This is a genomic window from Mesorhizobium sp. M1252 (assembly GCF_040318265.1).
Classification (GTDB): Bacteria; Pseudomonadota; Alphaproteobacteria; order Rhizobiales; family Rhizobiaceae; genus Mesorhizobium.
This window is the reverse complement of the sequence record NZ_JAMYLX010000003.1, coordinates 81399-105621: the sequence shown is the minus strand read 5'-3', so window position 1 is coordinate 105621 and position 24223 is coordinate 81399. Positions and strand designations below refer to the sequence as shown.

Sequence of the window (24223 nt, the reverse complement as noted above, 5' to 3'; positions counted from 1 at the left end):
TGGCGCAGTATCGCGGCAAATTATGCGCCGCGTCACGTCGTCCAATAGTTTGCCGCGTATTCAGGGGCTTATCGGGAAATCGGGACGCCGAAGACCGTCACGAACCAGCGGCGGACCGCTTCCTCGGCCGGGCTCAGATGCGCGCCCGAAGGTGCGGTCAGATAGTGGCCGGCACCGCTCGACAGCGTAAAGCCGGACAGGGTGACGAGAGATCCTTCGCGCAGTGCCGCGTCGGCCAACGGTCGCGATCCCAGCACCATGCCGGCGCCGTGCTTCGCCGCCTCCAGTGCGGTAACGAAACTGTCGAATTTGTGCGTCGGCCCGAGCGCCGGCTTCATCCGGGCGACGGCGAACCATTCGCCCCACATTTCCCGTGCGCCGACCACTGTAAGTCTCGGCAATCCCGTCCAATCCTTGACGTTGGCGAGATGTGGCGATGCCATCGGCGTCAAGGTTTCGCGGGTGAGGCGGTCGGCCTGCCGTCCGGCAAAGGAGCCGGAGCCAATGCCGAAACGGATGTCGAGACCCACAAAGCGCTCGCCATAATCGGCCGGTGTGTGGATGGTCTCGATCTGCAGCTGGACGAAGGGCAGGTCCTTGGCCATTTGCGGCAGCTTCGGCGCGATCATCAGCACGGCAAACGAGATCGGCGAGCGTATCGTCACGCTCTGGACGGTCTTGGGTTCAAACAGCTCGCGCGTGCTGTTGGCGATCACGGCGAAGGCCGATTGCAGATGCGGCAGGTAGGCGGCACCCTCCGGCGTCAATTCGACGCCGCGCGCCAGGCGGATGAACAGCGGCTGCTTCAACCGCTCTTCGAGAGAACGGATGTGCTGGCTGATCGCAGCCTGGGTCAGGCCAAGCTCGGCCGCGGCGGCGGTGAAATTCGACAGCCGCGCGGCGGCCTCGAAACTCCGCAGCCAGTCAAGCGGGGGCAAGGGCAGGGTTGTTTCAGTCATAAACCGTTTAGGGCCTCTGGCTGCAAAATGATAATTTGAGTTATGCCTTCGACATCATCACGATGCAACCGGAAACCCTGCGGAGTTGGCTGCGGGGCGCTGCGGACAGGAACGGATCCCCATGCTTAGCCAGGTGCTGATCGGCGACGAAGGAAGAACGATCGACCTCGGGTGGAAGGACGGCGCGCGCACTCGCTTTCACGCAGTGTGGTTGCGCGACAATGCGCTCGACGACAAGACGCGTAGCGCCGGCAACGGCCAGCGGCTGATCACCATTCTCGACATTCCCGTGCAGACATGGATCGGCGCAGCCGCGATCAAGGGCGATGCGCTTGAAGTCAGTTTCGAACCGGAGGGAAAGACGGTGCGCTTTCCTGCGGCATGGCTGAGCGCCAATGCCTATGACCGCGATGCCGCCCGACAGCCCGGCTGGACAGGCGAGGGCACCGTGCGATGGACCAGGGCCTCTATGCAGAATTCGGTGCCGCGCGCCGGCTATCTCGCTGCCAGCCGCGACCGCGCCGTCTTGCGGCAATGGCTGTCGGCGGTGAAGACCTACGGCTTCGCGGTGATGGACGATTTGCCGCCCGAATCCGGGGCGCTGTGCAAAGTGTCCGATCTGTTCGGCTATATCAGGGAGACCAATTACGGCCGATGGTTCGAGGTGCGCGCCGAGGTCAATCCAACCAATCTGGCCTACACCAATCTTGGCCTGCAGGCGCATACCGACAATCCCTATCGCGATCCGGTGCCGACCTTGCAGATCCTGTCCTGCATCGAAAACACCGTGGAGGGCGGCGAATCCAGCGTCGTCGATGGTTTTGCCGTGGCGGCCGCGCTGCAGGTAGAAAACCCCGAAGGCTTCCGGCTGTTGAGTTCATACCCGGCGCGTTTCGAATATGCGGGGTCGTCGGGCGTGCGATTGCAGGCCAAACGGCCGATGATCGAGCTCGGGCCGGATGGCGAACTCATCGCCATCCGCTTCAACAACCGCTCGCTGGCGCCGACCGTCGATGTGCCGTTCGCGGAGATGGAGGCCTACTACGCCGCCTATCGCCGGTTTGCCGAACTGATCGAGGATCCTTCCTTCGAAGTCACCTTCAGGCTCGAGGCAGGCCAGGCCTTCATCGTCGATAACACCCGCGTCATGCATGCCCGCAAGCAATTCTCCGGCGCCGGCAAGCGCTGGCTGCAGGGTTGCTACGCCGACAAGGATGGCCTTTTGTCGACGCTGTCGGCGATCGAACACAGCTTCAAGGAGGCTGCGGAATGAGCGGCCAGGATTTGAACGCGGGCAACATCGTCGAATTCATCGCCGATATTTTCGAACGCCGAGGGGCGGAATCCTATCTCGGCGAACCCGTCACCATGTCGGAGCACATGTTGCAGGGCGCCTGGTTCGCCGAAAAGGACGGCGCGCCCGATGTGCTGGTGGCGGCAGCACTGCTGCACGATATCGGCCACTACACCAGCGAGTTCGGCACCTATTCGCCCGACGATGTCGAGGACAAGCATCATGACGAAGCCGGCGGCGAGGTGCTGGCGCCGTTCTTTCCACCGGTGATCGTCGAATGCGTCAGGCTGCATGTCGCGGCCAAGCGCTACCTTTGCGCCACCGACCCGAGCTATTTCGGCAGGCTGTCGCAGGCCTCGGTCCACACACTGTCGCTGCAAGGCGGGCCGATGAATGCCGAAGAGGTGGCAGAGTTCCGCAAGAACCCGTTCCACGAGGAAGCGGTGCGGGTTCGCGTCTGGGACGAGGCCGGCAAGATCGCCAACATGAAGACCCGGGCATTTCGCGACTACATGCCGCTGCTGCAACGGGTTGTCCGCGAATTCGCCAATCGCGCCTGATCATAATCCGGGAAGGAACGGCATGTGCTACCGCTTCGACGGCGAGCATGCGCTAACCGTATGCCGGAGACCTGCCGCAAGCGTCTGCGTGCCGCAGGCGCTCGCGCCTCGCTGCCGATCCCTACCGGTGACGAGCCTTGTCACCGCGGATTTTATTGCGACATCCGTCGGCGCGGCCAAGATCAGTAGGTCAGACTTCGGTGTATATTTGACTCAGACGAAGGTCTGAGAATCGAGCTGAAAGCACGAAAGGAGAGTTTCCTCAGCGTTTGTAAGCCGCAATTTTGGGCTGTTCATTCTTGAATACCGTGACACATCATGATGTGATGGTGGCATGAATGGAGAAAGGCAGCCCCTGTTTTCATCCGTGCGTCGCTGGGCGTACTTTAGCTTGCGCGTATTCGCGGCGGTTGCGGTGGCGATGCCGGTGCTTGGTCTGCGGTTGAGCCATGTCGACGGCTACAAGATCGAATTCGCCGCTGCCAGCGCCAAGAGCGGAAACAATGGCAATGGTAACGGTGGTGGCAACGGTAGTGGTAACGGTAATGGCTCAGGCGGCAACGCCGGGAATGGCAACGCCAACGGAAAGGGAAAAAATGGTGCCGGCGACAACGCCCCCGGTAGCCAAGCTCCGAGTAGCCAAGTCAATGCCGCTGGCGACACGGTGACGGTACAGGGCGCCAAAATCCAGGTCGTGCATCGCGATGGATTCAGCGAAAGCATCGAGGCCGGCCGCTTCACTATGAAGGATCCGCTTGGAAGGACAATTGTCGAACGCGCCGTAAGGGCCTCCGACATTGCTCGTCTGAAAGGGCTGTGACTGCTGGTTCGCCAACCAGCATCCGACCTTCAGACAAGCCCCGATCTCCCTATACAAGACCCGTTTTGGGCGCGTGCATAAGAATGGCTGCTTCGGTGCGGTTTCGCACCTTTAGCTTTTGAAATATCCGAGTCATGTGGTGTTTTACCGTTTTCTCCTGCAGGTTGAGACGTTTGGCGACTTCTTTATTGCTCAGTCCTTCGCCTACCAAGGAGATTATCCCAAGCTCGCGTCCCGAGAGATTGGCAACGAGATCGGTGGTGCGCTTTTCCGGCCGTATCAGTTCATTCAAAAGCTGCGCTGACAGGGTCGGCGAAACATATTTTTTTCCTGCGGCTATATAAGTCAGCACCTCGGCCAGCGATGCCGCCCCAATCCCTTTCAGCACATATCCGCGTACGCCCAGCCTGAGCGCCGTTGCCAAATCGGCGTTCGCCTCCGAGACGGTGAGCATGACGATCTTGCAGTCAGGCTGAGTTGCAAGAATATTTTCCGCTGCCGCCAGACCCCCTCCCGGCAAACTGATGTCTAGCAGCAATATGTCGGGATTTGCCAAGGCCGCAAGCTGTTCGGCATCCGTCGCGGTTTCGCCCGCACCAACGACTTCGAAGCCGCCGATTTCGGCGAGGCTGCGAGCCACACCCTCGCGAAACAGCGGATGATCATCAACAATGGCAATCCTTATGGGAGCGGTCATTTCTGGTCCTCGATGTTGAGCGTTATGGTCAGCCGGGTCCCCCTGGGGCTCGAAAAGGTCTCGAAGTGACCTCCGATACTCTCGATACGTTCCCTCATACCGGCGAGTCCAAGTCCTTCACACGATCCCGACTGGAATCCAGGGCCGCGATCAAGCACTTGAATGAGGAGCTTGCCCTGCGTCACTCGCGCCTTGACAGCCTGCCCCTTGCCCAGACCGTGTCGCCAGGCATTGTTCAGCCCCTCCTGCGCGAAGCGAAAGATGCTTATTTTCTCGGACGTCCCCAGGTCGGGCAGGCGAGATGGCAGTGAAAGCGATACGGAAGAGGCCGTCCGGCGTTCATGTTCGGCAACCGCAAGCCGCAATATCTCCGCGACTGTCGAAGCTTCGATCTGTGGCAGCACGAGGCCGGTGCAGATGGCGCGGATCTCCCGCATCGCCTCGTCCAACGTATGATGGATATCGGCGATCTCGGTCTTGCGGTGGCTTGGGGATGCGGCGGGATCGAGCAGCAGAGGGCTGTCCATGCGCAGCGCAGCCAGTGCGACGAGCTGAGCTGGACCGTCATGCAAATCAGACCCAATGCGGCGCAAGTAACGCTCGTTGATTGCCGTTGCGCGGCGCGACGCCTGCTGGACGCGCTCCCGCAAAGCGGAATTCTGCTCCAAAAGCAACTGAAGTTCGGCCACTTGTGTCTCAAGCGCTGAACGCTGCGTTTCGATAGTGCTGCTGCCGCGAAGCACGATTCCCGAGAGCATCGCCAAGGCGACCGCGGTCGCGCCAGCCACGAGCAGCCAGCTCGACCATAGTGCCGAGTTTAAAGTGCCCTGAAGATCGTCGGCTATCTCGTAGAACTCGGAAACGGCCACAACATCGCCCGACCACGGCTCTCGAACCGGATTGTAGATCTCGAGCAGCGAGGCGGTGGGGCTCTTGCGTTCCTTCCTTTCATTTTCGTCCAGATCATTGAATTGCGCCACCACGTTTCCACCGAACGCATGCAGCAAGTTCGCATTTGGCTCGAAGGTCTGGCCGATAAGAGCCGCGTCTTTGGCGTACAGCACCTTGCCATCACGCCGCCAAAGCACGAAGGACGCCAGTTTTTTTCCGAGAGCACCCTGGTCCAGGGTTTCATCGAGTGCTCGTTTAACGGTGTCGCTGAGCTGCTGGCTTTTGCGCATGTCCGGCAGGATTGGCGCGATGACACTGTCGACGTAAAGCGCGGTCGTGCTTGCAGAGTTGCGGATCACTCCATCTCGTATTTGCGAGGTGACCCATAGGCCGACGACCAGCATCAGCGACAGCAGCCCAATGCTTCCGACTATGATGAACTGCCAAGCCAACGATAGCCTGTTCCAGTTTTGATAGAGACTATCAATGTAGCGCACGTCTCAACCGACCCCGCGAGCTTTGGCCGTGCCAAAATGCCTAAGCCATCCTACATCTAGAACGGTCGATGGTGCGAGCAAGCGCCAGGTTGAATTGCTGGGGAAACCGCCAATTCAGGGCATGATCCCACCGCCACCCGCGGGGAACGGCGGTGGGATCAGCGTTACTGTATGATCTTGACGATCTTCCGCGTGCCGGGGTCGACCAGCACGGTTCGCCCGTCGACCACAACGTAGCGATACTTGACGCTCGGCACTTCATGCAGTTCCACCGTGTCGGGAATGGCGGTCCCCACGTTCAATTCGACACCTGGAATCTTCACCGACGCAAGGGGCTGCTTTTTCACGTATTCGCGCACAACCGTTTCCTGCTCCGGCGCGATGATGACGTCTTGAGCAGCAACTACGCCGGCGCTCGCGAGCAGCAAGAATCCGGCAATTGCGGTCGACTGGTACATGGTCGTCATGATTCTCTCCTTCATGCGAGCAACGCTCATGCATCTTGCGCGAGCTCGATTCCGATACGGGTGGTGTTGATGAGGTTGATGCACACCGGGAGCCGAACGGGCTTTTCGCGGCTGCGTTCCCGTGTGGGGCTTCGGTCCGGGCGTCATCGGGCCAATGGACGATAGGGGGAGGGACCAAAGTCTGGTGCCAGGCTGTAGAGGTCCTAGAGCCTCCTCAGGGCGGAACACAGGGTTCTCGGCATCGTTGAGATCAGCACTTGTGGGAGGCGTTAATGGACAACAGCGTCCATCAGGCACGATGGTTGCTCTTGCCTGTTTTCGGGGTAGCCATCCTGGTCATGACGACGGGAGTACTTCTAAGCTTGTGAGGCTGGTGTCATCGCTATGGGATCACAAGCTCAGGAAAAAACAAAATGTTGCGTTGCATTAATTGTTTGATGCAATTTGTAGGTGATTGTTGCAAAATTACTGCCAACATTCATTGGTCTTCTTAGAAGCCCGATTTTATTCACAAAATGTGGAACAAAGTATTTTTGGCAGAGTTGGCTAGGCTGAGGGACCGACTCTTTAAGGAGAAAGCAGATGAAACATGTGTTGATCACGAGCATGATTGCGCTTGGCGTCGGGTGCGGCGCCGCGATCGCCCAGACCCAGGCCGTGCAGCCGAGCGGTGGCGACAACTGCGCCGCCGGCGCGGCCGATTGCCAGAAGGGCGGCAAGGCCGGCGAACAGGCGCAAGGCAAGATGAAGTCACAGACCGATCAGAATGCACAGGGCCAGGCTGGCGCCACGACCGATCAGCAGGCTCAGGGCAAAGCCAAGCTCAAGACGGATGAACAGGCACAGGGCAAGGCCGGGACCAGTACCGAGCAGAATGCTCAGGGTCAGGCCGGCGCCACGACCGATCAGCAGGCTCAGGGCAAGGCCAAGCTCAAGACGGATGAACAGGCCCAGGGCAAGGCCGGGACCAGCACCGAGCAGAATGCTCAGGGCCAGACCGGCACCAGCACCGAGAAGCAGGCTCAGGGCAAGGCCAAGCTCAAGACGGATGAACAGGCCCAAGGCAAGGCCGGGACCAGCACCGAGCAGAACGCTCAGGGCCAGACCGGCACCAGCACCGAGAAGCAGGCTCAGGGCAAAGCCGGGACCAGCACCGAGCAGAACGCTCAGGGCCAGACCGGCACCAGCACGGACCAGCAGGCCCAGGGCAAGGCCGGGACCACCACCGAGCAGAACGCTCAGGGCAACACAAACGTCCAGACCGACCAGGGCAATACGGCCTCGATCAACAACGTGACAGTCGAGCAGAAGACGCAGGTCACGCAGATCATCCACGAGACCAGGGTTGAGCCGGTGAAGAACGTCGACTTCGACATTTCGGTCGGCATCGAGGTGCCGCGGCACAAAGTGCGCCTGCACCGTCTGCCGGCGCGCATTGTCAAGATCGTCCCGGCTTACGAATCCTATGAGTACTTCGTGCTGGCCGACGGGCGCATCGTCATCGTCGACCCGGATACGTACAAGATCGTGCTGATCCTGACGTGACACGGCAGTGGCTCTTGTTCCCGGCGCGGTGCGATTGAGGGGTATCGTATGCGCCGCGGTGGCCCGCCGACCAGAGGCGGCGGGCCACTTGCTTTGTCTTTCGCATCGCGCGTTTTTCCCGTTGACACCTTGCCTTTCACCCTCGTAGTGTCCGCCACGATGAAAAAGGCACTCATTCTCGTAGGAAAGCGCGTGGGCAAGGCGGTGTAACCGCCGGGCGAAAACCTCCCATGCGCAACACACAGGCTCCCATCGGGGGCCTTTTTTATTGCCCGAAACACGACTAAACGACCAGCAATCGCCTCATGGCTAGAAGTACGGGACCAGACCGATGAGCAACGGACAGAACGAACGGCGCGAAATGCCAAACAGGGAAATGACTGGCGCCGAAATGGTGGTGCAGGCGCTGAAGGACAATGGCGTCAAGCATGTCTTCGGCTATCCCGGCGGCGCGGTGCTTCCGATCTATGACGAAATCTTCCAGCAGGACGAGGTCGAGCACATCCTCGTCCGCCACGAGCAAGGCGCAGGGCATGCGGCCGAAGGCTATGCCCGCTCGACCGGCAAGGCCGGCGTCATGCTGGTGACCTCCGGCCCGGGCGCCACCAATGCGGTGACGCCGCTGCAGGATGCGCTGATGGATTCGATCCCGCTGGTCTGCCTGACCGGGCAGGTGCCGACTTCGCTGATCGGCTCCGACGCGTTCCAGGAGTGCGACACGGTCGGCATCACGCGCCCCTGCACCAAGCACAACTGGCTGGTGAAGGACGTCAACGAATTGGCCGCCACCATCCATGAGGCCTTCCATGTCGCGACGACCGGCCGCCCCGGCCCGGTGGTGGTCGACATTCCGAAGGATGTGCAGTTCGCCAAAGGCATCTATGTGCCGCCGCAGGCGGCGCCGCGCACCAGCTACCAGCCGAAGGTCCAGGGCGACCTGGAAAAGATCAAGGCCGCCGTCGAACTGATGGCCAGCGCCAAGAAGCCGATCATCTATTCGGGCGGCGGCGTCATCAACTCCGGTCCGGAGGCCAGCCATCTTCTGCGCGAACTGGTCGACCTCACCGGCTTCCCGATCACCTCGACGCTGATGGGCCTCGGCGCGTATCCGGCATCGGGCAAGAACTGGATGGGCATGCTGGGCATGCACGGCACTTATGAAGCCAATATGGCGATGCATGATTGCGACGTGATGATCTGCATCGGCGCGCGCTTCGACGACCGCATCACCGGACGGCTGACCGCCTTCTCGCCCAACTCGAAGAAGATCCACATCGACATCGATCCATCGTCGATCAACAAGAACGTGCACACGGAAGTGCCCATCATCGGCGATGTCGGCCGGGTGCTGGAGGACATGGTGCGGCTGTGGCGGGCGAGCGCCAAGGCCGACAAGAAGGCGCTCCATCCCTGGTGGGAGCAGATCGCCAAATGGCGCGCGCGTGACTCGCTCGCGTTCAAGATGAACCACGATGTGATCATGCCGCAATATGCCATCCAGCGGCTCTACGAACTGACCAAGGACATGGACACCTACATCACCACCGAGGTCGGCCAGCACCAGATGTGGGCGGCGCAGCACTATCATTTCGAGAAGCCGAACCGCTGGATGACGTCGGGCGGGTTGGGCACGATGGGATACGGCCTGCCGGCGGCGCTCGGCGTGCAGATCGCGCACCCGGATGCGCTGGTCATCGACATCGCAGGCGATGCCTCGGTGCAGATGACGATGCAGGAGATGAGCGCGGCGGTGCAGCACAATGCGCCGATCAAGATCTTCATCCTCAACAACCAGTATATGGGCATGGTGCGCCAGTGGCAGCAATTGCTGCACGGCAACCGTCTGTCGCATTCCTACACCGAAGCGATGCCCGACTTCGTCAAGCTGGCCGACGCATATGGCGGTCATGGCATTCGCTGCGAGAAACCGGACGAGCTGGACGATGCGATCAAGGAGATGATCGCGGTGAAGAAGCCGGTGCTGTTCGATTGCCGGGTGGCGACGCTCGCCAACTGCTTCCCGATGATCCCGTCGGGCAAGGCGCATAATGAAATGCTCCTGCCCGACGAGGCGACCGACGAAGCCGTGGCCAACGCCATCGACGCCAAGGGCAGGGAACTGGTCTAGGTCCAAGCCGGGGCAGGGCTGTCGCGAGAAGCCGTGCGCAAACAGAGAATTAGCTCAAAGTCTGAAATCGAGACATGTCATGAACGCACAGCTTCAACCGACCGGCTCCGCCTATTTCATCGCCAAGGAAACGGAAAAGCCGGAGAACCACACGCTCTCCGTTCTGGTCGACAATGAGCCCGGTGTGCTTGCCCGGGTCATCGGCCTGTTTTCCGGCCGCGGTTATAACATCGAGAGCCTCACCGTATCCGAGACCGAACACGAGAAGCACCTGTCACGCATCACCATCGTGACGCGCGGCACGCCGCATGTGCTGGAGCAGATCAAGCATCAGCTCGAGCGCATCGTGCCGGTGCACCGCGTCGTCGATCTCACCGTGCGCTCGCACGAGTTCGGCCAGGAGCGGCCGCTGGAACGCGAGTTGGCGCTGGTCAAGGTCGCCGGCACTGGCGAAGCCCGCGTCGAGGCGCTGCGTCTGGCGGATGCTTTTCGCGCGTCGGTCATCGACGCCAACACCGAGCACTTCATCTTCGAGATTACCGGCAAGGGTTCGAAGCTCGACCAGTTCATCGCCATCATGAAGCCGCTCGGCCTGGTCGAGATCTGCCGCACCGGCGTGGCGGCGATGAACCGGGGCCCGCAGGGGATGTAGTCTCAGTCCAACTATTTTACCGGCTTGGGATCGACCTTGCCGCTCGCCAGATTCTTACTCTCCCTTTTGATCGGGCGCGATACCGGACAGACGTCCTGGACGAAGCCGTTCAGCGTGTTAACCAGATTGTTCTGGACCAGCGAGTAGCGGATGAATTGTCCCTGCCGCTCCCTGGCGATGAGGCCGGCCGTCTCCAGGATGCTCAGATGCTGCGAGATCGACGGCTTCGACATGTCGAAGCGCGCCGCGATCTCGCCCGCGGTCAGCGAGGAGTGGGCGAGATAGGCGAGGATCTTGCGCCTCGGCTGCGATGAGAGCGCCTCGAACACGCGCTGTATGGCGCTGCTTGCCCCGATAGCCGTGTCGCCATCCGCTGCATTGTCTTCGATCACCGCCTGCCTCTGTCGTTTCGGTTCCGGTATTTAGTCTATTGCCTAAATACCTAAATCGGAATAGTAGATAGTTAGCTTATTGCCTAAATAAGCGCCGGCGCGCCGGAAGGCAAGGCTCTTTGGTCCGGAAATGTTTCCTGCAGAGGAGGGGTGCCGATGAAGATCATATCCACAGGCAGAATGATCTCGCAGCCCTTGAGCGATGCCGAAGATGGCGAGGTCGTCTGGATGCCGGCCAAGTCGATCTGGGTCGGCGCGATGACGCTGATTGCGTTGGTGTTCGGGCCGCTGACCTTCAGCTGGAGCGCTTTCGCCCTGTTCGTAGCGACGACGGCGGTGACGATCTGCGCCGGACACTCGGTCGGCATGCATCGCCTGCTCATCCATCGCTCGTTCAGGGTTCACATCTGGCTCGAACACGCGCTGGTCTATCTCGGCACGCTCGTCGGCATGGCCGGTCCGTTCGGCATGATCTATGCGCATGACATACGAGACTGGGCGCAGCGCCAGACGGCTTGTCACGACCTGCACGCCCACCGCCGGCCTTTCTTCACCGACGCTTTCTGGCAAATGCATTGCGCCGTGGCGTTGCGCAATCCGCCTGACTTCGTCATCGAGCCGTCGATCAGAAACGACCGCTTCTACAAATTCGTCGAGCGGACCTGGATGCTGCAGCAACTGCCGTGGGCGATCCTTTTCTTGCTGCTCGGCGGGTGGAGCTGGGTGGTCTGGGGCGTTGCGGTGCGTATCTCCGTGTCGCTGACCGGGCATTGGCTGGTCGGGCATTTCGCACATCGCAGCGGGCAGCAGGGCTGGCGCGTCGATGGCGTTGCCGTGCAGGGCTACAACCTGCCGCGTTTCGGCTTGGTGACCTTTGGCGAGAGTTTCCACGGCAATCACCATGCGTTTCCCGAATCCGCAAAGCTCGGCCTGGAACGCGGGCAGATCGATCTCGGCTGGCTCTTCATCCGCATCCTGGCTGCCCTCGGCCTCGCGCATGGCGTGAAGCTTCCCGGGAACACGCCGAGGCGCAAAGGCCTGCGGCGTGTGGCTGGCCGTCAGGAGGCGGCCGCCGCTCCCAGCCTGTTGTCGGCGCGGCCCCACGGCAGGTAGACTGTGCCGGCGTGGCTGGCTCGGATAGACGGATCACGGCGGAGCGCTTTGGACCAATCGAATGAAGTTGCGTCCAACGCCCTGTCGACTTAAGTCAGCATTGCTGACCTTTGTGAGCCGTCATGACCCTCGACGCTTTCCTTGCACTTTTGGTCTACGCCTTCGTGACCTCGATCACGCCGGGGCCGAACAACCTCATGCTCTTGGCGTCGGGCGTGAATTTCGGCCTCGTCAGAACCATTCCGCATATGCTGGGCATCAGCATGGGTTTCCTGGTACTGTTGCTTGCTGTCGGCTTTGGCCTGGGCGCGGTGCTGACGGCGTTTCCGGCCCTGCACACCGGATTGAAGATCGCCGGCGCTGCCTATCTGCTCTATCTCGCCTGGAAGATCGCCATGTCGCGCTCGCTGTCCAGCAAGGGTGAGACGGAGGCACGGCCGATGCGCTTCATCGAGGCAGCCGCATTCCAGTGGGTCAATGCGAAAGCCTGGGTGATGGCGATCACCGCCATGGCCGTCTACTCCAATCCGGACCACCCGTTCCTGTCGGTGGCGCTGATCGCGATCGCCTTCACCGTCGTCAACCTGCCGAGCGTCTCGGTGTGGGCCGGCTTCGGCACGGCGCTGCGCGGATTCCTGTCGGATCCGGTGCGGCTGAAATGGTTCAACATCGCCATGGGCGTGCTCTTGGCGGCGACGCTCTGGCCGATGCTGAAATAGACGCATCCGGCCTGAAATCTCAACCGCATCCTGGCTGGTTCTCCGACTGCTGAGCCGGCTGCATAGTCATTGTGCAGTGCACATTAAATCTTCGTAATGCCGTGTTTTGGCCCTTTTCCGACAAATGTGCGTCCTATCTACTTCGGCGAGATCGCGGCAAGGCGCCGTGATTGGGTAGAATGAGACCACCGGGTTCGGCGTGTCGGATCATAGGGCTTTTAGTCGATGCGCGGAAAAGTCGTTCTGGCGGTGGTGGTGGCAGCGGCCTGTGTCGCCGCGGCGTGGGTCTATTTTTCGCCGGCGGCGACGAGCAGTCTGCAGCAGATGCTGCCGGGCGCCAGGCAGACGGCAGCAGCGGACAAGCCGGTTGGATCGGACAAGGCTTCGGCCGACAATGCTGGCGGCAAATCCGGTGCAGGCGGCAATGGCGCTCGTTCGGCCTCGATCGTTTCCGCCACCGCGACGACAGCCGATTTCCCGATCCGCCGCTATGCCATCGGCTTCGTGTCGTCGCCGGCCGTGGTCAACATCAACGCCCGCGTGTCCAGCCAGATCGTATCGATCGACGTCAAGGACGGCCAGATGGTGAAGGCCGGCGACCTGCTGTTCTCGCTCGACGACCGGGCGCTCAAGGCGCAGCTTGCCAAGGATCAGGCGACGCTCGCCAAGGACCAGGCCCTGCTGACCAGTTCGGGCTCCGACCTCCAGCGCGCCAAGGATCTCGTCGCCAAGCAGGCCGGCACGCAGCAGACCTACGATCAGGCGGTGGCGGCGCAAAAGGCTGCCGCGGCGACCGTGGACGCCGACAAGGCGACGATCGACGCCGACAATGTCCAGCTCGGCTTCGCCAGCATCAAGGCGCCGATTGCCGGCCGGCTGGGCGCCGTCAACGTTTCGGTCGGTGACCTGGTCACCTTGAGCAACGGCAACTCGAGCACGGCCACGCCGCTGGTGACGATCACCGAGATGGATCCGCTGCAAGTCAACTTCAACCTGCCGGAGAGCAACCTGGCGCTGCTGCACAAGGCGCTGGCCAACCCGCAGCAAGGCGCGGTGACGCTGACCAAGGATGGCGATCCGACGCCGATCGGCAACGGCACGCTCGACTTCGTCGATTCCAGCGTCGACACCGCGTCCGGCACCATCGCGACACGGGCGAGCATTCCCAATGCCGATCTTTCACTGTGGCCCGGCCAGTATGTGAATGTCGTGCTCGACGCCGGCATCATGCCGCAGATGACATCCATCCCGACGGTCGCGGTCCAGCCCAGCCAGAAGGGGCCGTTCGTCTATGTCGTCAAGCCGGACAACACGGTAGAGATGCGGCCGGTGCAGGTGGCGCTGACCGAAGGCGAAAACAGCGCCATCAGCGAGGGCGTCAAGTCAGGCGAGAAGGTTGTCGTCGAGGGCCAAACCAGGCTGAAGGACGGCGCCAGCGTGCATGAAGGCAAGGCAACTGCCGGCCGTCAGGCAGCGCCTAAGGTGGCGGAAGCCGACAAAGCCGGCGGAGCTGCCCAATGATCTCCGAATTCTGCATAAGAAGGCCTGTCGCGACGCTGCTGATGTCGTTCGCCCTCGTGCTGGGCGGGCTGTTTGCCTACAAGTTCCTGCCGGTGGCGGCATTGCCGAGCGCCGAATTCCCGGTCGTCAACGTCTCGGCCAACCTGGCCGGCGCGTCACCCGAAACCATGGCCACTTCGGTGGCGACGCCGCTGATCAAGCAGTTCGCCACCATTGCCGGCATCGATTCGATCTCAACCAGCAATTCGCTGGGACGCACGTCGATCGCCATCCAGTTCGTGCTCAACCGGGATATCGACGCGGCGGCCGCCGACGTGCAGGCGGCGATCGCGCGCACGCAGCGGCAACTGCCGCCCGAGATGACAGCGCCGCCGAGCTATCGCAAGGTCAATCCGGCCGACGCGCCGATCCTTCTGATGTCGCTGGTCAGCGACACGGTTCCGCTCACCGACCTCGACGCCTTCGCCGAAAACGTCATCTCGCCCTCGCTGTCGACCATCGACGGCGTGGCGCAGGTGTCGATCTTCGGCCAGCAGAAATATGCGGTGCGCGTGCAGATCGACCCGACGGCGCTGGCGGCGCGCGGCATTTCGATCGACCAGCTGCAGACTGCAATCGCGTCGGCCAACTCCAACACGCCGCTCGGCGTCTTGCAGAACGACAAGCAGCAGCTGACCATCACGGCCAACACGCAGCTCACCGATGCCGCCGGGTTCTCCAACCTCATCATCGCCACCAAGAACGGCCATCCGGTGCGGCTGGGCGAGGTGACGCGCGTCATCGACTCGGTCGAGACCACGACGACTGCAAGCTGGTATGACGGCACGCGCGCCATCATCCTGGCGGTGCAGCGCCAGCCCGACGCCAACACGGTCGACGTCGTCGACAAGGTCAAGGCGATGCTGCCGTCGTTCAAGGACCAAATGCCGGCCGCCGCCGACATCAAGCTGCTCAACGACCGTTCGACCTCGATCCGCCAGGCCGTCGACGACGTCCAGTTCACGCTGCTTCTGACGATCGCTTTGGTGGTGATGGTGATCTTCGTCTTCCTGCGCCGGGTGACCGCAACCATCATTCCGGCCGTGGCGGTGCCGATCTCGCTGATCGCGACGCTCGGCGCCATGTTCCTGTTCGGCTTTTCCATCGACAACATCTCGCTGATGGGCCTGACGCTCGCAGTCGGCCTCGTCGTCGACGACGCCATCGTCATGCTGGAAAACATCTTTCGCCACATGGAGGAGGACGGTCTCTCGGCCTTCGATGCCTCGCTGAAAGGCGCGCGCGAGATCGGCTTCACCATCATCTCGATCTCGATCTCGCTGGTGGCGGTGTTCATCCCCGTGCTTTTGATGGGCGGCGTCATAGGCCGCATCTTCAACGAATTCGCCGTCGTGGTGACGGTCGCCATCCTGGCTTCGATGTTCGTGTCGCTGACACTGACGCCGATGCTGTGTTCGCGCTTGCTGTCGGTGACCAAGGCCGATCGGGACAAGCATGCCCCCGGCCACAAGCACGATATCGTCACCCGCGGCTATGACCGGCTTTTGACCTTCTGCCTGCGCCACACTTTTCTGGTGTTCCTCGTCTTCGCCGGCACGGCGGCAGGGTCGGTCTGGCTGATCGAGGTCTCGCCGAAAGGCTTTTTCCCGCAAGAGGATATCGGCCAGATCTCGGTGACGACGATCGCCAGGCAGGACATCTCCTACGACGCCATGGTCAAGCTGCAGAACCAGGCGGCAAGTGTCTTCTCGCGTTCGCCCTATGTCTCGCATGTGGCCTGGTCAGCCGGCGGCGGCAACAATGCGCTGAACCAGGGCCAGCTCTATGTGCAGCTGAAGGACAAGAGCCAGCGCCCCGACATCGACAAGGTGCTGTCGGATCTGCGGCGGCAGCTGGCCGTCGTGCCGGGGATCGATGCCTATATGCAGCCGGTGCAGAACCTGCGACTTGGCGCGCGTTCTTCCGCCAGCGCCTACCAGCTCGTCGTTCAGGGCCTCGATACCGGCCTGACCGACACATGGGCGCAAAAGCTCAACGATGCGATGGCGGCCGATCATGCGAATTTCACCGACGTCACCAGCGATCTGCAGAACAATTCATTGCAGGCGACGCTGGTGGTCGATCGCGACAAGGCGGCGTCGCTCGGCATCGACACCGACACGCTGCGCTCCAGTCTCTATGGCGGCTTCGGCACGGAGCAGGTCTCGACGATCTTCGGCTCGGCCGACAGCTACGAAGTCATCATGGAGCTCGATCCCAACATCGAATGGTCGCCCGAGCGCATGCTGGCCATCCAGGTCAGGACGGCAAGCGGCAGCCTGGTGCCGCTCGGCGCCTTTGCCCGCGTCGACCGCACCGCCGGCGCGCTGACGGTCAACCAGCTCGGCCAGCTGCCGGCGGTGACCATCTCCTACAACCTGCCGCAAGGCGTGGCGCTGGGCGACAGCACGGCCCGCATCGCCGCGCTGAAGGAGCAGATCGGCATGCCGCCGGCGATTTCGACCAGCTTTGCCGGCACCGCCAAGACCTTCCAGGATTCGCTGGCCAATCAGGGCCTGCTGATCGGCGGCGCCGTTCTGACCATCTATATCGTACTCGGCATCCTCTATGAGAGCTTTATCCATCCGCTGACCATTCTGACCGGCCTGCCTTCGGCGGTGCTGGGCGCGGTGGTCGCGCTGCGCTTTGCCGGCATGGACCTGTCGGTGATCGCGGTGATCGGCATCCTGATGCTGATCGGCATCGTCAAGAAGAACGGCATCATGATGGTCGACGTCGCGCTGGAGCTGCGACGAGAAGGCATGTCGGCCAAGGAATCCATACACAAGGCGTGCCTGATGCGTTTCAGGCCGATCATGATGACGACGTTGGCGGCGCTGATGGGCACGTTCCCGATCGCGCTCGGCACCGGCGCCAGTGCTGAGCTGCGCCAGCCGCTCGGTGTCGCGGTGGTTGGCGGTCTCCTGGCGTCGCAGGCGCTGACGCTGTTCGTCACCCCTGTCATCTATGTCTATTTCGAGAATTTCTCCGGCTGGCTGGTGAGCTTCTTCTCTTGGAAAAAGAACAGGCCGGAGCTGCATGCGGTCGAGAGCGGCGAGCAGGCCTCGCTGTTCGCTCCCGAGGATCGGCTCGAGCCGCAAAGGGCCGCCGCCGAATAGGCGATAGCCCGTGGCCCAAGCTGTCATGCTTGCGGCCGCGTGCCGCCGATCCTAATCTGAGGGTCATGTCCCATGATCATGACCACGACAATGAGCTCGACCCATTTGCGGCGCGCGTGCGCGCGCTGGAGACCATCCTCACCGAAAAAGGCCTGATCGATCCGGCGGCGATCGACGTCATCGTCGACACCTACGAGACCAAGATCGGGCCGCGCAACGGCGCCAGGGCGGTGGCGAAAGCCTGGAGCGATCCGGCCTTTGCCGAGTGGCTGAAGCGCGACGCGACTGCGGCGATCACCTCGCTGGGCTACACCGGCCGCCAGGGCGAGCACATGCAGGCGGTGTTCAACACGGACGAGACGCACAACCTCGTCGTCTGCACGCTGTGCTCCTGCTATCCGTGGTCGGTGCTCGGCCTGCCGCCGGTCTGGTACAAGGCGCCGCCCTATCGCTCGCGCGCCGTGATCGATCCGCGCGGCGTGCTGGAGGAGTTCGGGCTGACCTTGCCGGCGGAGAAAAACATCCGCGTCTGGGATTCGACTGCCGAACTGCGCTATCTCGTGGTGCCGATGCGGCCTGACGGTACCGAAGGCTGGAGTGAGGACCAACTCGCCGAACTGGTCAGCCGCGATGCGATGATCGGCACGGCGGTGGCCAAAGAACCCGGGACAAAGAAGGTACCGGCATGAACGGGCCGCAGGATCTCGGTGGGCAGATGGGTTTCGGGCCGGTCGCGCCCGAAAAGGACGAACCGTATTTTCATGCGGATTGGGAGAGGCGGGCGCTCGGCGTGACGCTGACTGCCGGCGCCATGGGCGCGTGGAACATCGACGAGAGCCGGCACGCCAGGGAATCGCTGCATCCGGCCGTCTATTATTCCTCAAGCTACTACCAGATATGGATCAAAGCGCTCGAGGTGCTGCTGAAGCGCCATGGCTTCGTCAGCGAGCGCGATCTGACGGAAGGTCGGGCGGTCGATCCGGCGGCGACGCCCAAAAGGGTGTTGAAGGCCGAAAACGTTCCGGCGGTGCTGGCCAAGGGCAGTCCCTGCGACCGGCCGGTCGAGACGGCGCCGCGCTTCAAGGCCGGCGACCCGGTGCGGACAAGGAATTTCAATCCCACCGCCCACACGAGGCTGCCGCGTTATGCGCGCGGCAAGCACGGAGTTGTCGAGGCCGTGCGTGACGGTTTTGTGTTCCCCGACAGCAACGCGCATGGCAACGGTGAAAACCCGCAATGGGTCTATACCGTGGTCTTCGATGGCTCGGAAATCTGGGGCGAGGGCGCCGACCCGACGCTGAGCGTCTCGATCGATGCCTGGGAGAGCTATCTTGAGCCGGCCTGAAGGTGCACTGCCGGCGGGTCTGGACGAACCGGTATTCGCCGAACCCTGGCAGGCCGAAGCCTTCGCCATGACGGTGGCGCTGCACGACAAGGGCCTGTTTTCCTGGGCCGAATGGGCCGATGCGCTGTCGGCGCAAGTGAACAAGCCGGGCGCCGCAAGCGATGGCAACGATTATTACGAGCATTGGCTGGCTGCGCTGGAGACGCTGCTGGCGGCCAAGGGCGTCGCGGGAAAAAGTGACGTCGACACGCTCGCCGCCGCCTGGGAACGCGCCGCGCATGCAACCCCGCACGGCAAGCCGATTTTGTTGGAGAACGATCCCGGGCCGACCAGAGGTAGCGGCGGCGGCGCGAACATATAGTCCGCCTGTGGTTGGTGTTTGAAATCTGGCGGCCGATGCAACTAATTTTCGACGACCATGCGTTCGTCGTCCCCATAGACAAACGCCTCAACGACGGCGAAGCGGCCACGGTTTTTGGAAATGGCGACGAAGTCGTTGTCACCCAAGTGGAGGATCACTTGCTCGTCGCTGATGGTAACACGTCTATGGTTCTGGCATTTTCGTCACTCAGACAGGCCGTGACCTCGGTATATATCGCGAACCCTGCGTCATCCGACAAGGAGACAACGATGCCATAACCAGGTTCGCCGATTTCGATCTTCTTTATCGACTTTCCGATCAGCCTGTCTGCGAACGACCTCATCAATATCCTCGCTTATAGGTGTCTGCGCCGATCTGCATCTCGATCGTGTCCGTGATAGTGGCATTGCCCGATCTAGGTTCAAATGCCTGAATTCAAATCGTCCGTTATCCGCTTGCATGTTCACTTTACGTTCCCAAGTGCGCCTGCTAGTTTGTTGCGTTGAAGGTGAGGCAATCCCATCGTTTTAAGCGGTGGTTGGCACCAAGCTTGTCTTTCTCTCGCGAATCCGGTCTGTCGAACCGATGGAATTCTCCCCCCAACAGGACGAGGCTCTGAAAGCGGTTGCGCGCTGGCTCAAGGAGGGCCGGCCGCAGGTCTTCCGGCTGTTCGGCTATGCCGGCACCGGCAAGACCACGCTGGCGCGCTATTTTGCCGAGCATGTCGACGGGCAGGTGCAGTTCGCCGCCTTCACCGGCAAGGCGGCGCAGGTGCTGCGTTCCAAGGGCGCGGTCAATGCCCGCACCATCCATTCGTTGATCTACCGGCCGAAGGGCGAGGAATCGGTGTCGGACGAGGTGACCGGCAAGACCTCGATGTCGCCGACCTTCTCGCTCAATCGCCAAAGCCCTATTTCACGGGCGAAGCTGGTGGTCATCGACGAATGCTCGATGGTCGACGAGCAGCTTGGCCGCGACCTTCTGAGTTTTGGCACGCCGATCCTGGTGCTTGGCGATCCGGCGCAGCTGCCGCCGATCTCGGGCGGCGGCTTTTTCACCGAGCATGAGCCGGATGTGCTCTTGACCGAAATCCACCGCCAGGCGCGCGACAATCCGATCATCCAGCTGGCGCTCGACGTGCGCGAGGGCCGCGAGTTCATGCGCGGCGACTACGGCAGCGCGCAGGTCATCGGCAAGGAGGACGTCACCCAGGAGCTGGTGCTGAAGGCGGACCAGGTGTTGGTCGGCACCAACCGCACACGCCGCCGCTACAATCAGCGCCTGCGCGAGCTGAAGGGTTTCAATGCCGATTATCCGCAGGCCGGCGACAAGCTGGTCTGCCTGCGCAACGACCCCGCCAAGGGCCTGCTCAACGGTTCGCTGTGGAAGGTGATGACCTCGTCGCGCGAGACGGTGAAGCCGGGCATCAACCTTCTGGTCTCGCCCGAGGAGGACGATCCCGACCGCGACGTCGCCAAGATCAAGCTGCTCAAGTCGGCTTTCGAGGATCCGGACGCCGATATCCCCTGGCAGCAGAAGAAGCGCTTTGACGATTTCGACTATGGCTACGCGCTGACCGTGCACAAGGCGCAGGGTTCGCAGTGGAACGATGTCGTGCTGTTCGACGAGAGCTGGGCGTTCAAGGAAACCCGCCAGCGCTGGCTCTATACTGCCATAACGCGGGCGGCAGAGCGGCTGACGATTGTTAGATAACTGGCGTTGGATAGCTGGCGTTAGATAGCCGGCGTCAGGTAGCAGCCGGCGCAGCAGGGCTGAGTGGCGTCGCACCCAGCCATTGCCAGGCATCCGCTTCGTCCTCGGCCGCGAAGTGCCTGAACTCGATGGGTGGCGAAGCCGGAAGGAAGTTCCGCGCATCCGCTATCCAGTCCTGCTCACCGATCGTCGCGCACCGGGCGATATGCTCTAGCGCATGAACCGTACCTTGTTTCAGCGTCTCGTCGTCCATATCGATCCAGTCGACGCCCTCATGGTCGACCAGCCGCACCAAGACGTCGATCCTCGGGTGCAGCGCGTAGGCAGCCTCCAGCAATCCGAACAGATTTTCGCCGTCGGCGGCCGATACATGGCCGACGACGTCGATGGCGAAAAGGTCCTCACGGTTGGTTTCGAGGCGGCGGATCGCGGGCACGGATTGGAGAAAATTCATTGGCTGGGTTCCCCCTTGCGAGCAGATGTCATCACTGGAACACCCGAAAGCCCCTGTCTGTTCCCATCAAAGGCAGTATAGATGCGCTGCACAAACAGCCGGACCTCACGCCATGCCCGCGAAACTCTCGGTCAATCTCAACGCCATCGCCATGCTGCGCAACCGCCGCGACCTGCCGTGGCCGAGCGTCACCGGGCTCGGCCGCCTGGCGCTGGCGGCCGGCGCGCACGGGCTGACGGTTCATCCGCGGCCCGACGAGCGCCACACCAGGCATTCCGACCTGCCGGAGATCCGGGCGCTGATCGACGACGAGTTTCCCAAGGCGGAATTCAACATCGAGGGCTACCCGACCGAGGATTTTCTGGCGCTTGTGGAAAGGCACCAGCCGGAGCAGGTGACGCTGGTGCCCGACGATCCGGCGCAGGCGACATCGGACCATGGCTGGAACTTTGCCGCCGAGGCGGCGTTCCTTATCCCGATCGTCAAGCGTCTGAAAAAAGGGGGCTTCCGCGTGTCGCTGTTTTCCGATCCGGATCCCACCGGCGTCAATGCCGCGCGCGACACCGGCGCCGACCGCATCGAGCTCTATACCGGGCCCTACGGCAGCTACCATTCCGATTCCGCCAAGGCGCGGAAGGAGCTGGAAAGATTGGGAAAAACCGCGGATGCCGCACTCGCCGCCGGGCTCCAGGTCAATGCCGGGCACGATCTGGTGGTGAACAACCTTCCGGCATTGGCAAAGCGCATTCCGGCATTGGCCGAAGTGTCTATCGGACACGGGTTGACAGCCGATGCGTTGGAGTATGGCATGGCCGGCACGGTGGGGCGGTTTCTGAAGGCTTGCGGTTGGTAGCGGTGGAAGGCTCGTGTCGAAGGTGATATCGCATGACAGCAAGCAAGGCGCACCGCGCGGTGATCGGGGAGTAGTCGATGGCTCTTTCCAGCATCGGTAGCGAGGCTGAACCCGTCGAACAACCGAACCACTCCCACACTGAACAGCACAGCACCAAAGTTCTGATGCTGGGCGCGCTTGGCGTCGTCTATGGCGATATCGGCACCAGCCCGATCTATGCCTTCCGCGAGGCGCTTCACGCTTCGCCTGGTACCGACACGCGTATAGATGTCCTGGGCGTGCTGTCGCTGATCGTCTGGGCGCTGACGATTATCGTCACCATAAAATACGTCGCTTTCGTGCTTCGCGCCGACAACAAGGGCGAGGGCGGCACGCTGTCCCTGATGGCGCTGGCGCGCAGCGCCTATCCAAAAGGCGCCAAGCTTATCCTCGGCATCGGACTTTGCGGGGCGTCGCTTTTTTTCGGAGACGCTATCATAACTCCGGCCATTTCCGTGCTGTCGGCAGTTGAGGGCCTGGAAGTGGTGACACCGACGCTGGAGGCCTATGTCGTTCCGATCACCTTGGTCATCCTGGCATTTCTGTTCTCCGTGCAGCGCTTCGGCACGGGGAAGGTGGCGGCAGTATTCGGGCCGGTGACGGCGCTATGGTTCCTGGCCATCGGCGTTTCCGGGCTCTACCACCTGATGGACGATCCTTCGGTGCTGTTGGCGATCAACCCGTATTATGCGATCGCCTACTTAGCCGGCACGCCGACCGCCGCTTTCGTGACCGTTGGTGCAGTGTTCCTGGCGGTAACGGGGGCCGAGGCGCTTTATGTCGACCTTGGACATTTCGGGCGCAAGCCGATCGTGCTCGCGTGGTTTTCCGTGGTGTTTCCTTGCCTGCTGCTCAACTACTTCGGCCAGGGCGCCTTTGTATTGGCGAATGGCGGCAGGCCGACCAATCCATTCTTCGAGATGTTGCCGGATTGGGCGCTGATGCCAATGGTCGGCTTGGCAACGGCCGCCACCGTGATCGCCAGTCAGGCGGTGATCTCGGGTGCTTTTTCGCTGGCACGCCAGGCAGTGCAACTCAACCTGCTGCCCCGCATCGAGGTGCAGCACACGTCCGAAATGCAGAGCGGCCAGATTTATATGCCGCGCGTCAACCTGCTCATCGCCCTGGGAGTGATGCTGCTGGTTGTCGGCTTCGGCAGCTCGAGTTCGCTGGCTTCCGCTTACGGAATTTCGGTGACCGGCGAGATGCTGATGACAACCATTCTGCTGTTCGTTGTCATGCGCAATTTGTGGAAATGGCAGCTTGGGCTCGCCCTGGCATTGGCGCTGCTGTTCGGCACCATCGACATGGGTTTCTTCCTGGCGAATGTCGTCAAGATCGTGGAAGGCGGATGGGTGTCAATATCCGTTGCCTGCCTCATGGGGCTGATCATGACCACCTGGATACGCGGCAGCCGCTATCTCTTCGACAAGACCCGGCGCAACGAAATCCCGCTCGATTTCCTCGCCGGCAATCTGTTGAAGAAGAAGCCGCAGCTGGTGTCCGGCACCGCCGTGTTCCTGACCAGCGATCCGCAAAGCGCGCCGACAGCGCTGATGCACAGCCTGAAGCACTACAAGGTGCTGCACGAGCAGAACGTCATTCTGTCGGTGGTCACCGCACCGCAGCCGCTGGTGCCCGACAGCGAACGGGTCAAGATGGAGACAGTCAACGAGTTGTTCATGCGGGTGACGCTGACCTTCGGCTATATGGAGCAGCCCAACATTCCGCGCGCGCTGGCGATCTGCCGCAAGCAGGGCTGGAAGTTCGACATCATGACGACTTCGTTCTTCCTGTCGCGGCGCTCGCTCAAGGCATCGCCCAATTCCGGCATGCCGGTGTGGCAGGACAAGCTGTTCATCGGGCTCGCCCGCTCGGCGGCCGATGCGACGGAGTATTTCCAGATCCCGACCGGACGTGTGGTCGAGATCGGCACGCAGGTGGCGATCTGAGGTTTCCGGCAGCCTTTGACGCCACGCACCGGTCATTGCGGGGCAAGCCCTGCGCTGGGAACATGGTAGCCCTACCGTCACGGCACTTGATAT

At 61.9% G+C, this 24223-nt stretch carries 23 protein-coding genes; 17 read left to right on the top strand and 6 right to left on the bottom strand.

The window, feature by feature from the left end:
- Positions 1-68: 68 nt before the first annotated feature.
- A complete protein-coding gene (locus NKH22_RS07020; RefSeq protein WP_352909249.1) occupies positions 69-959 on the bottom strand; it encodes a LysR family transcriptional regulator in 891 nt (296 codons plus the stop codon).
- Positions 960-1080: 121 nt separating this feature from the next.
- Here NKH22_RS07020 and tmpA point away from each other — a divergent pair, with 121 nt between their 5' ends.
- The 3 genes from tmpA to NKH22_RS07005 all read left to right on the top strand — a co-directional run bounded on the left by tmpA (position 1081) and on the right by NKH22_RS07005 (position 3633).
- Positions 1081-2232 carry a 2-trimethylaminoethylphosphonate dioxygenase gene (gene tmpA, locus NKH22_RS07015; RefSeq protein ID WP_352909247.1) on the top strand — a complete coding sequence of 384 codons (1152 nt, stop codon included), beginning with the start codon at positions 1081-1083 and terminating at the stop codon, positions 2230-2232.
- A complete protein-coding gene (gene tmpB, locus NKH22_RS07010) occupies positions 2229-2813 on the top strand; it encodes a (R)-1-hydroxy-2-trimethylaminoethylphosphonate oxygenase (protein WP_023751655.1) in 585 nt (194 codons plus the stop codon). Before tmpA ends, tmpB begins: the two co-directional genes overlap by 4 nt.
- Positions 2814-3147: 334 nt before the next feature.
- A complete protein-coding gene (locus tag NKH22_RS07005; RefSeq protein ID WP_155921647.1) occupies positions 3148-3633 on the top strand; it encodes a hypothetical protein in 486 nt (161 codons plus the stop codon).
- 49 nt (positions 3634-3682) lie between these two features.
- Here NKH22_RS07005 and NKH22_RS07000 read toward each other — a convergent pair whose 3' ends face one another.
- The 3 genes from NKH22_RS07000 to NKH22_RS06990 form a co-directional block, all read right to left on the bottom strand.
- On the bottom strand, positions 3683-4330 hold the full coding sequence (locus NKH22_RS07000) for a LuxR C-terminal-related transcriptional regulator (RefSeq protein ID WP_023668347.1): 648 nt from the start codon (positions 4328-4330) through the stop codon (positions 3683-3685).
- On the bottom strand, positions 4327-5718 hold the full coding sequence (locus NKH22_RS06995) for a sensor histidine kinase (protein ID WP_023668348.1): 1392 nt from the start codon (positions 5716-5718) through the stop codon (positions 4327-4329). Before NKH22_RS06995 ends, NKH22_RS07000 begins: the two co-directional genes overlap by 4 nt.
- Positions 5719-5882: 164 nt before the next feature.
- Complete coding sequence (locus tag NKH22_RS06990) at positions 5883-6185, bottom strand: DUF1236 domain-containing protein (protein WP_023731684.1); 303 nt, start codon at positions 6183-6185, stop codon at positions 5883-5885.
- 582 nt (positions 6186-6767) lie between these two features.
- Here NKH22_RS06990 and NKH22_RS06985 point away from each other — a divergent pair.
- The 3 genes from NKH22_RS06985 (at position 6768) to ilvN (ending at position 10510) form a co-directional block, all read left to right on the top strand.
- Positions 6768-7730: a DUF1236 domain-containing protein gene (locus tag NKH22_RS06985; protein ID WP_023668350.1), complete on the top strand. Its 963-nt coding sequence runs from the start codon at positions 6768-6770 to the stop codon at positions 7728-7730.
- Between the two features lie 331 nt (positions 7731-8061).
- Entirely contained in the window at positions 8062-9858 is a 1797-nt protein-coding gene (locus NKH22_RS06980; RefSeq protein ID WP_023668351.1) for an acetolactate synthase 3 large subunit, read from the top strand.
- A gap of 79 nt (positions 9859-9937) precedes the next feature.
- Complete coding sequence (gene ilvN / locus NKH22_RS06975; RefSeq protein WP_023668352.1) at positions 9938-10510, top strand: acetolactate synthase small subunit; 573 nt, start codon at positions 9938-9940, stop codon at positions 10508-10510.
- An 11-nt stretch (positions 10511-10521) separates the two neighbouring features.
- Here ilvN and NKH22_RS06970 read toward each other — a convergent pair whose 3' ends face one another.
- Positions 10522-10902 carry a metalloregulator ArsR/SmtB family transcription factor gene (locus NKH22_RS06970; protein ID WP_023702997.1) on the bottom strand — a complete coding sequence of 127 codons (381 nt, stop codon included), beginning with the start codon at positions 10900-10902 and terminating at the stop codon, positions 10522-10524.
- Between the two features lie 156 nt (positions 10903-11058).
- Between NKH22_RS06970 and NKH22_RS06965 the strand changes: the two genes are divergently transcribed.
- The 9 genes from NKH22_RS06965 (at position 11059) to NKH22_RS06925 (ending at position 20832) form a co-directional block, all read left to right on the top strand.
- Positions 11059-12015: an acyl-CoA desaturase gene (locus NKH22_RS06965; RefSeq protein WP_352909245.1), complete on the top strand. Its 957-nt coding sequence runs from the start codon at positions 11059-11061 to the stop codon at positions 12013-12015.
- Between the two features lie 122 nt (positions 12016-12137).
- Positions 12138-12734 carry a LysE family translocator gene (locus NKH22_RS06960; RefSeq protein ID WP_023682076.1) on the top strand — a complete coding sequence of 199 codons (597 nt, stop codon included), beginning with the start codon at positions 12138-12140 and terminating at the stop codon, positions 12732-12734.
- Between the two features lie 225 nt (positions 12735-12959).
- Complete coding sequence (locus NKH22_RS06955) at positions 12960-14255, top strand: efflux RND transporter periplasmic adaptor subunit (protein ID WP_352909244.1); 1296 nt, start codon at positions 12960-12962, stop codon at positions 14253-14255.
- Complete coding sequence (locus tag NKH22_RS06950; protein WP_023823131.1) at positions 14252-17413, top strand: efflux RND transporter permease subunit; 3162 nt, start codon at positions 14252-14254, stop codon at positions 17411-17413. Before NKH22_RS06955 ends, NKH22_RS06950 begins: the two co-directional genes overlap by 4 nt.
- 65 nt (positions 17414-17478) lie before the next feature.
- The gene (nthA, locus tag NKH22_RS06945; protein ID WP_023690920.1) at positions 17479-18102 is read left to right on the top strand and encodes a nitrile hydratase subunit alpha; all 624 of its coding nucleotides are present in this window, start codon (positions 17479-17481) and stop codon (positions 18100-18102) included.
- Positions 18099-18758 carry a nitrile hydratase subunit beta gene (nthB, locus tag NKH22_RS06940; protein WP_023822146.1) on the top strand — a complete coding sequence of 220 codons (660 nt, stop codon included), beginning with the start codon at positions 18099-18101 and terminating at the stop codon, positions 18756-18758. Before nthA ends, nthB begins: the two co-directional genes overlap by 4 nt.
- Complete coding sequence (locus tag NKH22_RS06935) at positions 18745-19119, top strand: nitrile hydratase accessory protein (protein WP_352909243.1); 375 nt, start codon at positions 18745-18747, stop codon at positions 19117-19119. Before nthB ends, NKH22_RS06935 begins: the two co-directional genes overlap by 14 nt.
- Before the next feature lie 35 nt (positions 19120-19154).
- Positions 19155-19397, top strand: a complete 243-nt coding sequence (locus NKH22_RS06930) for a hypothetical protein (RefSeq protein ID WP_155921648.1) — start codon at positions 19155-19157, stop codon at positions 19395-19397.
- Between the two features lie 307 nt (positions 19398-19704).
- Positions 19705-20832 (top strand): ATP-dependent DNA helicase, encoded by a 1128-nt coding sequence (locus tag NKH22_RS06925; protein WP_023822147.1) that lies wholly within the window; start codon positions 19705-19707, stop codon positions 20830-20832.
- 34 nt (positions 20833-20866) lie between these two features.
- Here the strand turns inward: NKH22_RS06925 and NKH22_RS06920 are convergent, their stop codons facing one another.
- Positions 20867-21286: a SpoIIAA family protein gene (locus NKH22_RS06920; RefSeq protein WP_352909242.1), complete on the bottom strand. Its 420-nt coding sequence runs from the start codon at positions 21284-21286 to the stop codon at positions 20867-20869.
- A gap of 112 nt (positions 21287-21398) precedes the next feature.
- Here NKH22_RS06920 and NKH22_RS06915 point away from each other — a divergent pair, with 112 nt between their 5' ends.
- Positions 21399-22139, top strand: coding sequence for a pyridoxine 5'-phosphate synthase (locus tag NKH22_RS06915; protein ID WP_023690926.1), 741 nt, complete (start codon positions 21399-21401; stop codon positions 22137-22139).
- Between the two features lie 77 nt (positions 22140-22216).
- A complete protein-coding gene (locus tag NKH22_RS06910; RefSeq protein WP_023823130.1) occupies positions 22217-24130 on the top strand; it encodes a potassium transporter Kup in 1914 nt (637 codons plus the stop codon).
- Positions 24131-24223: the final 93 nt, after the last annotated feature.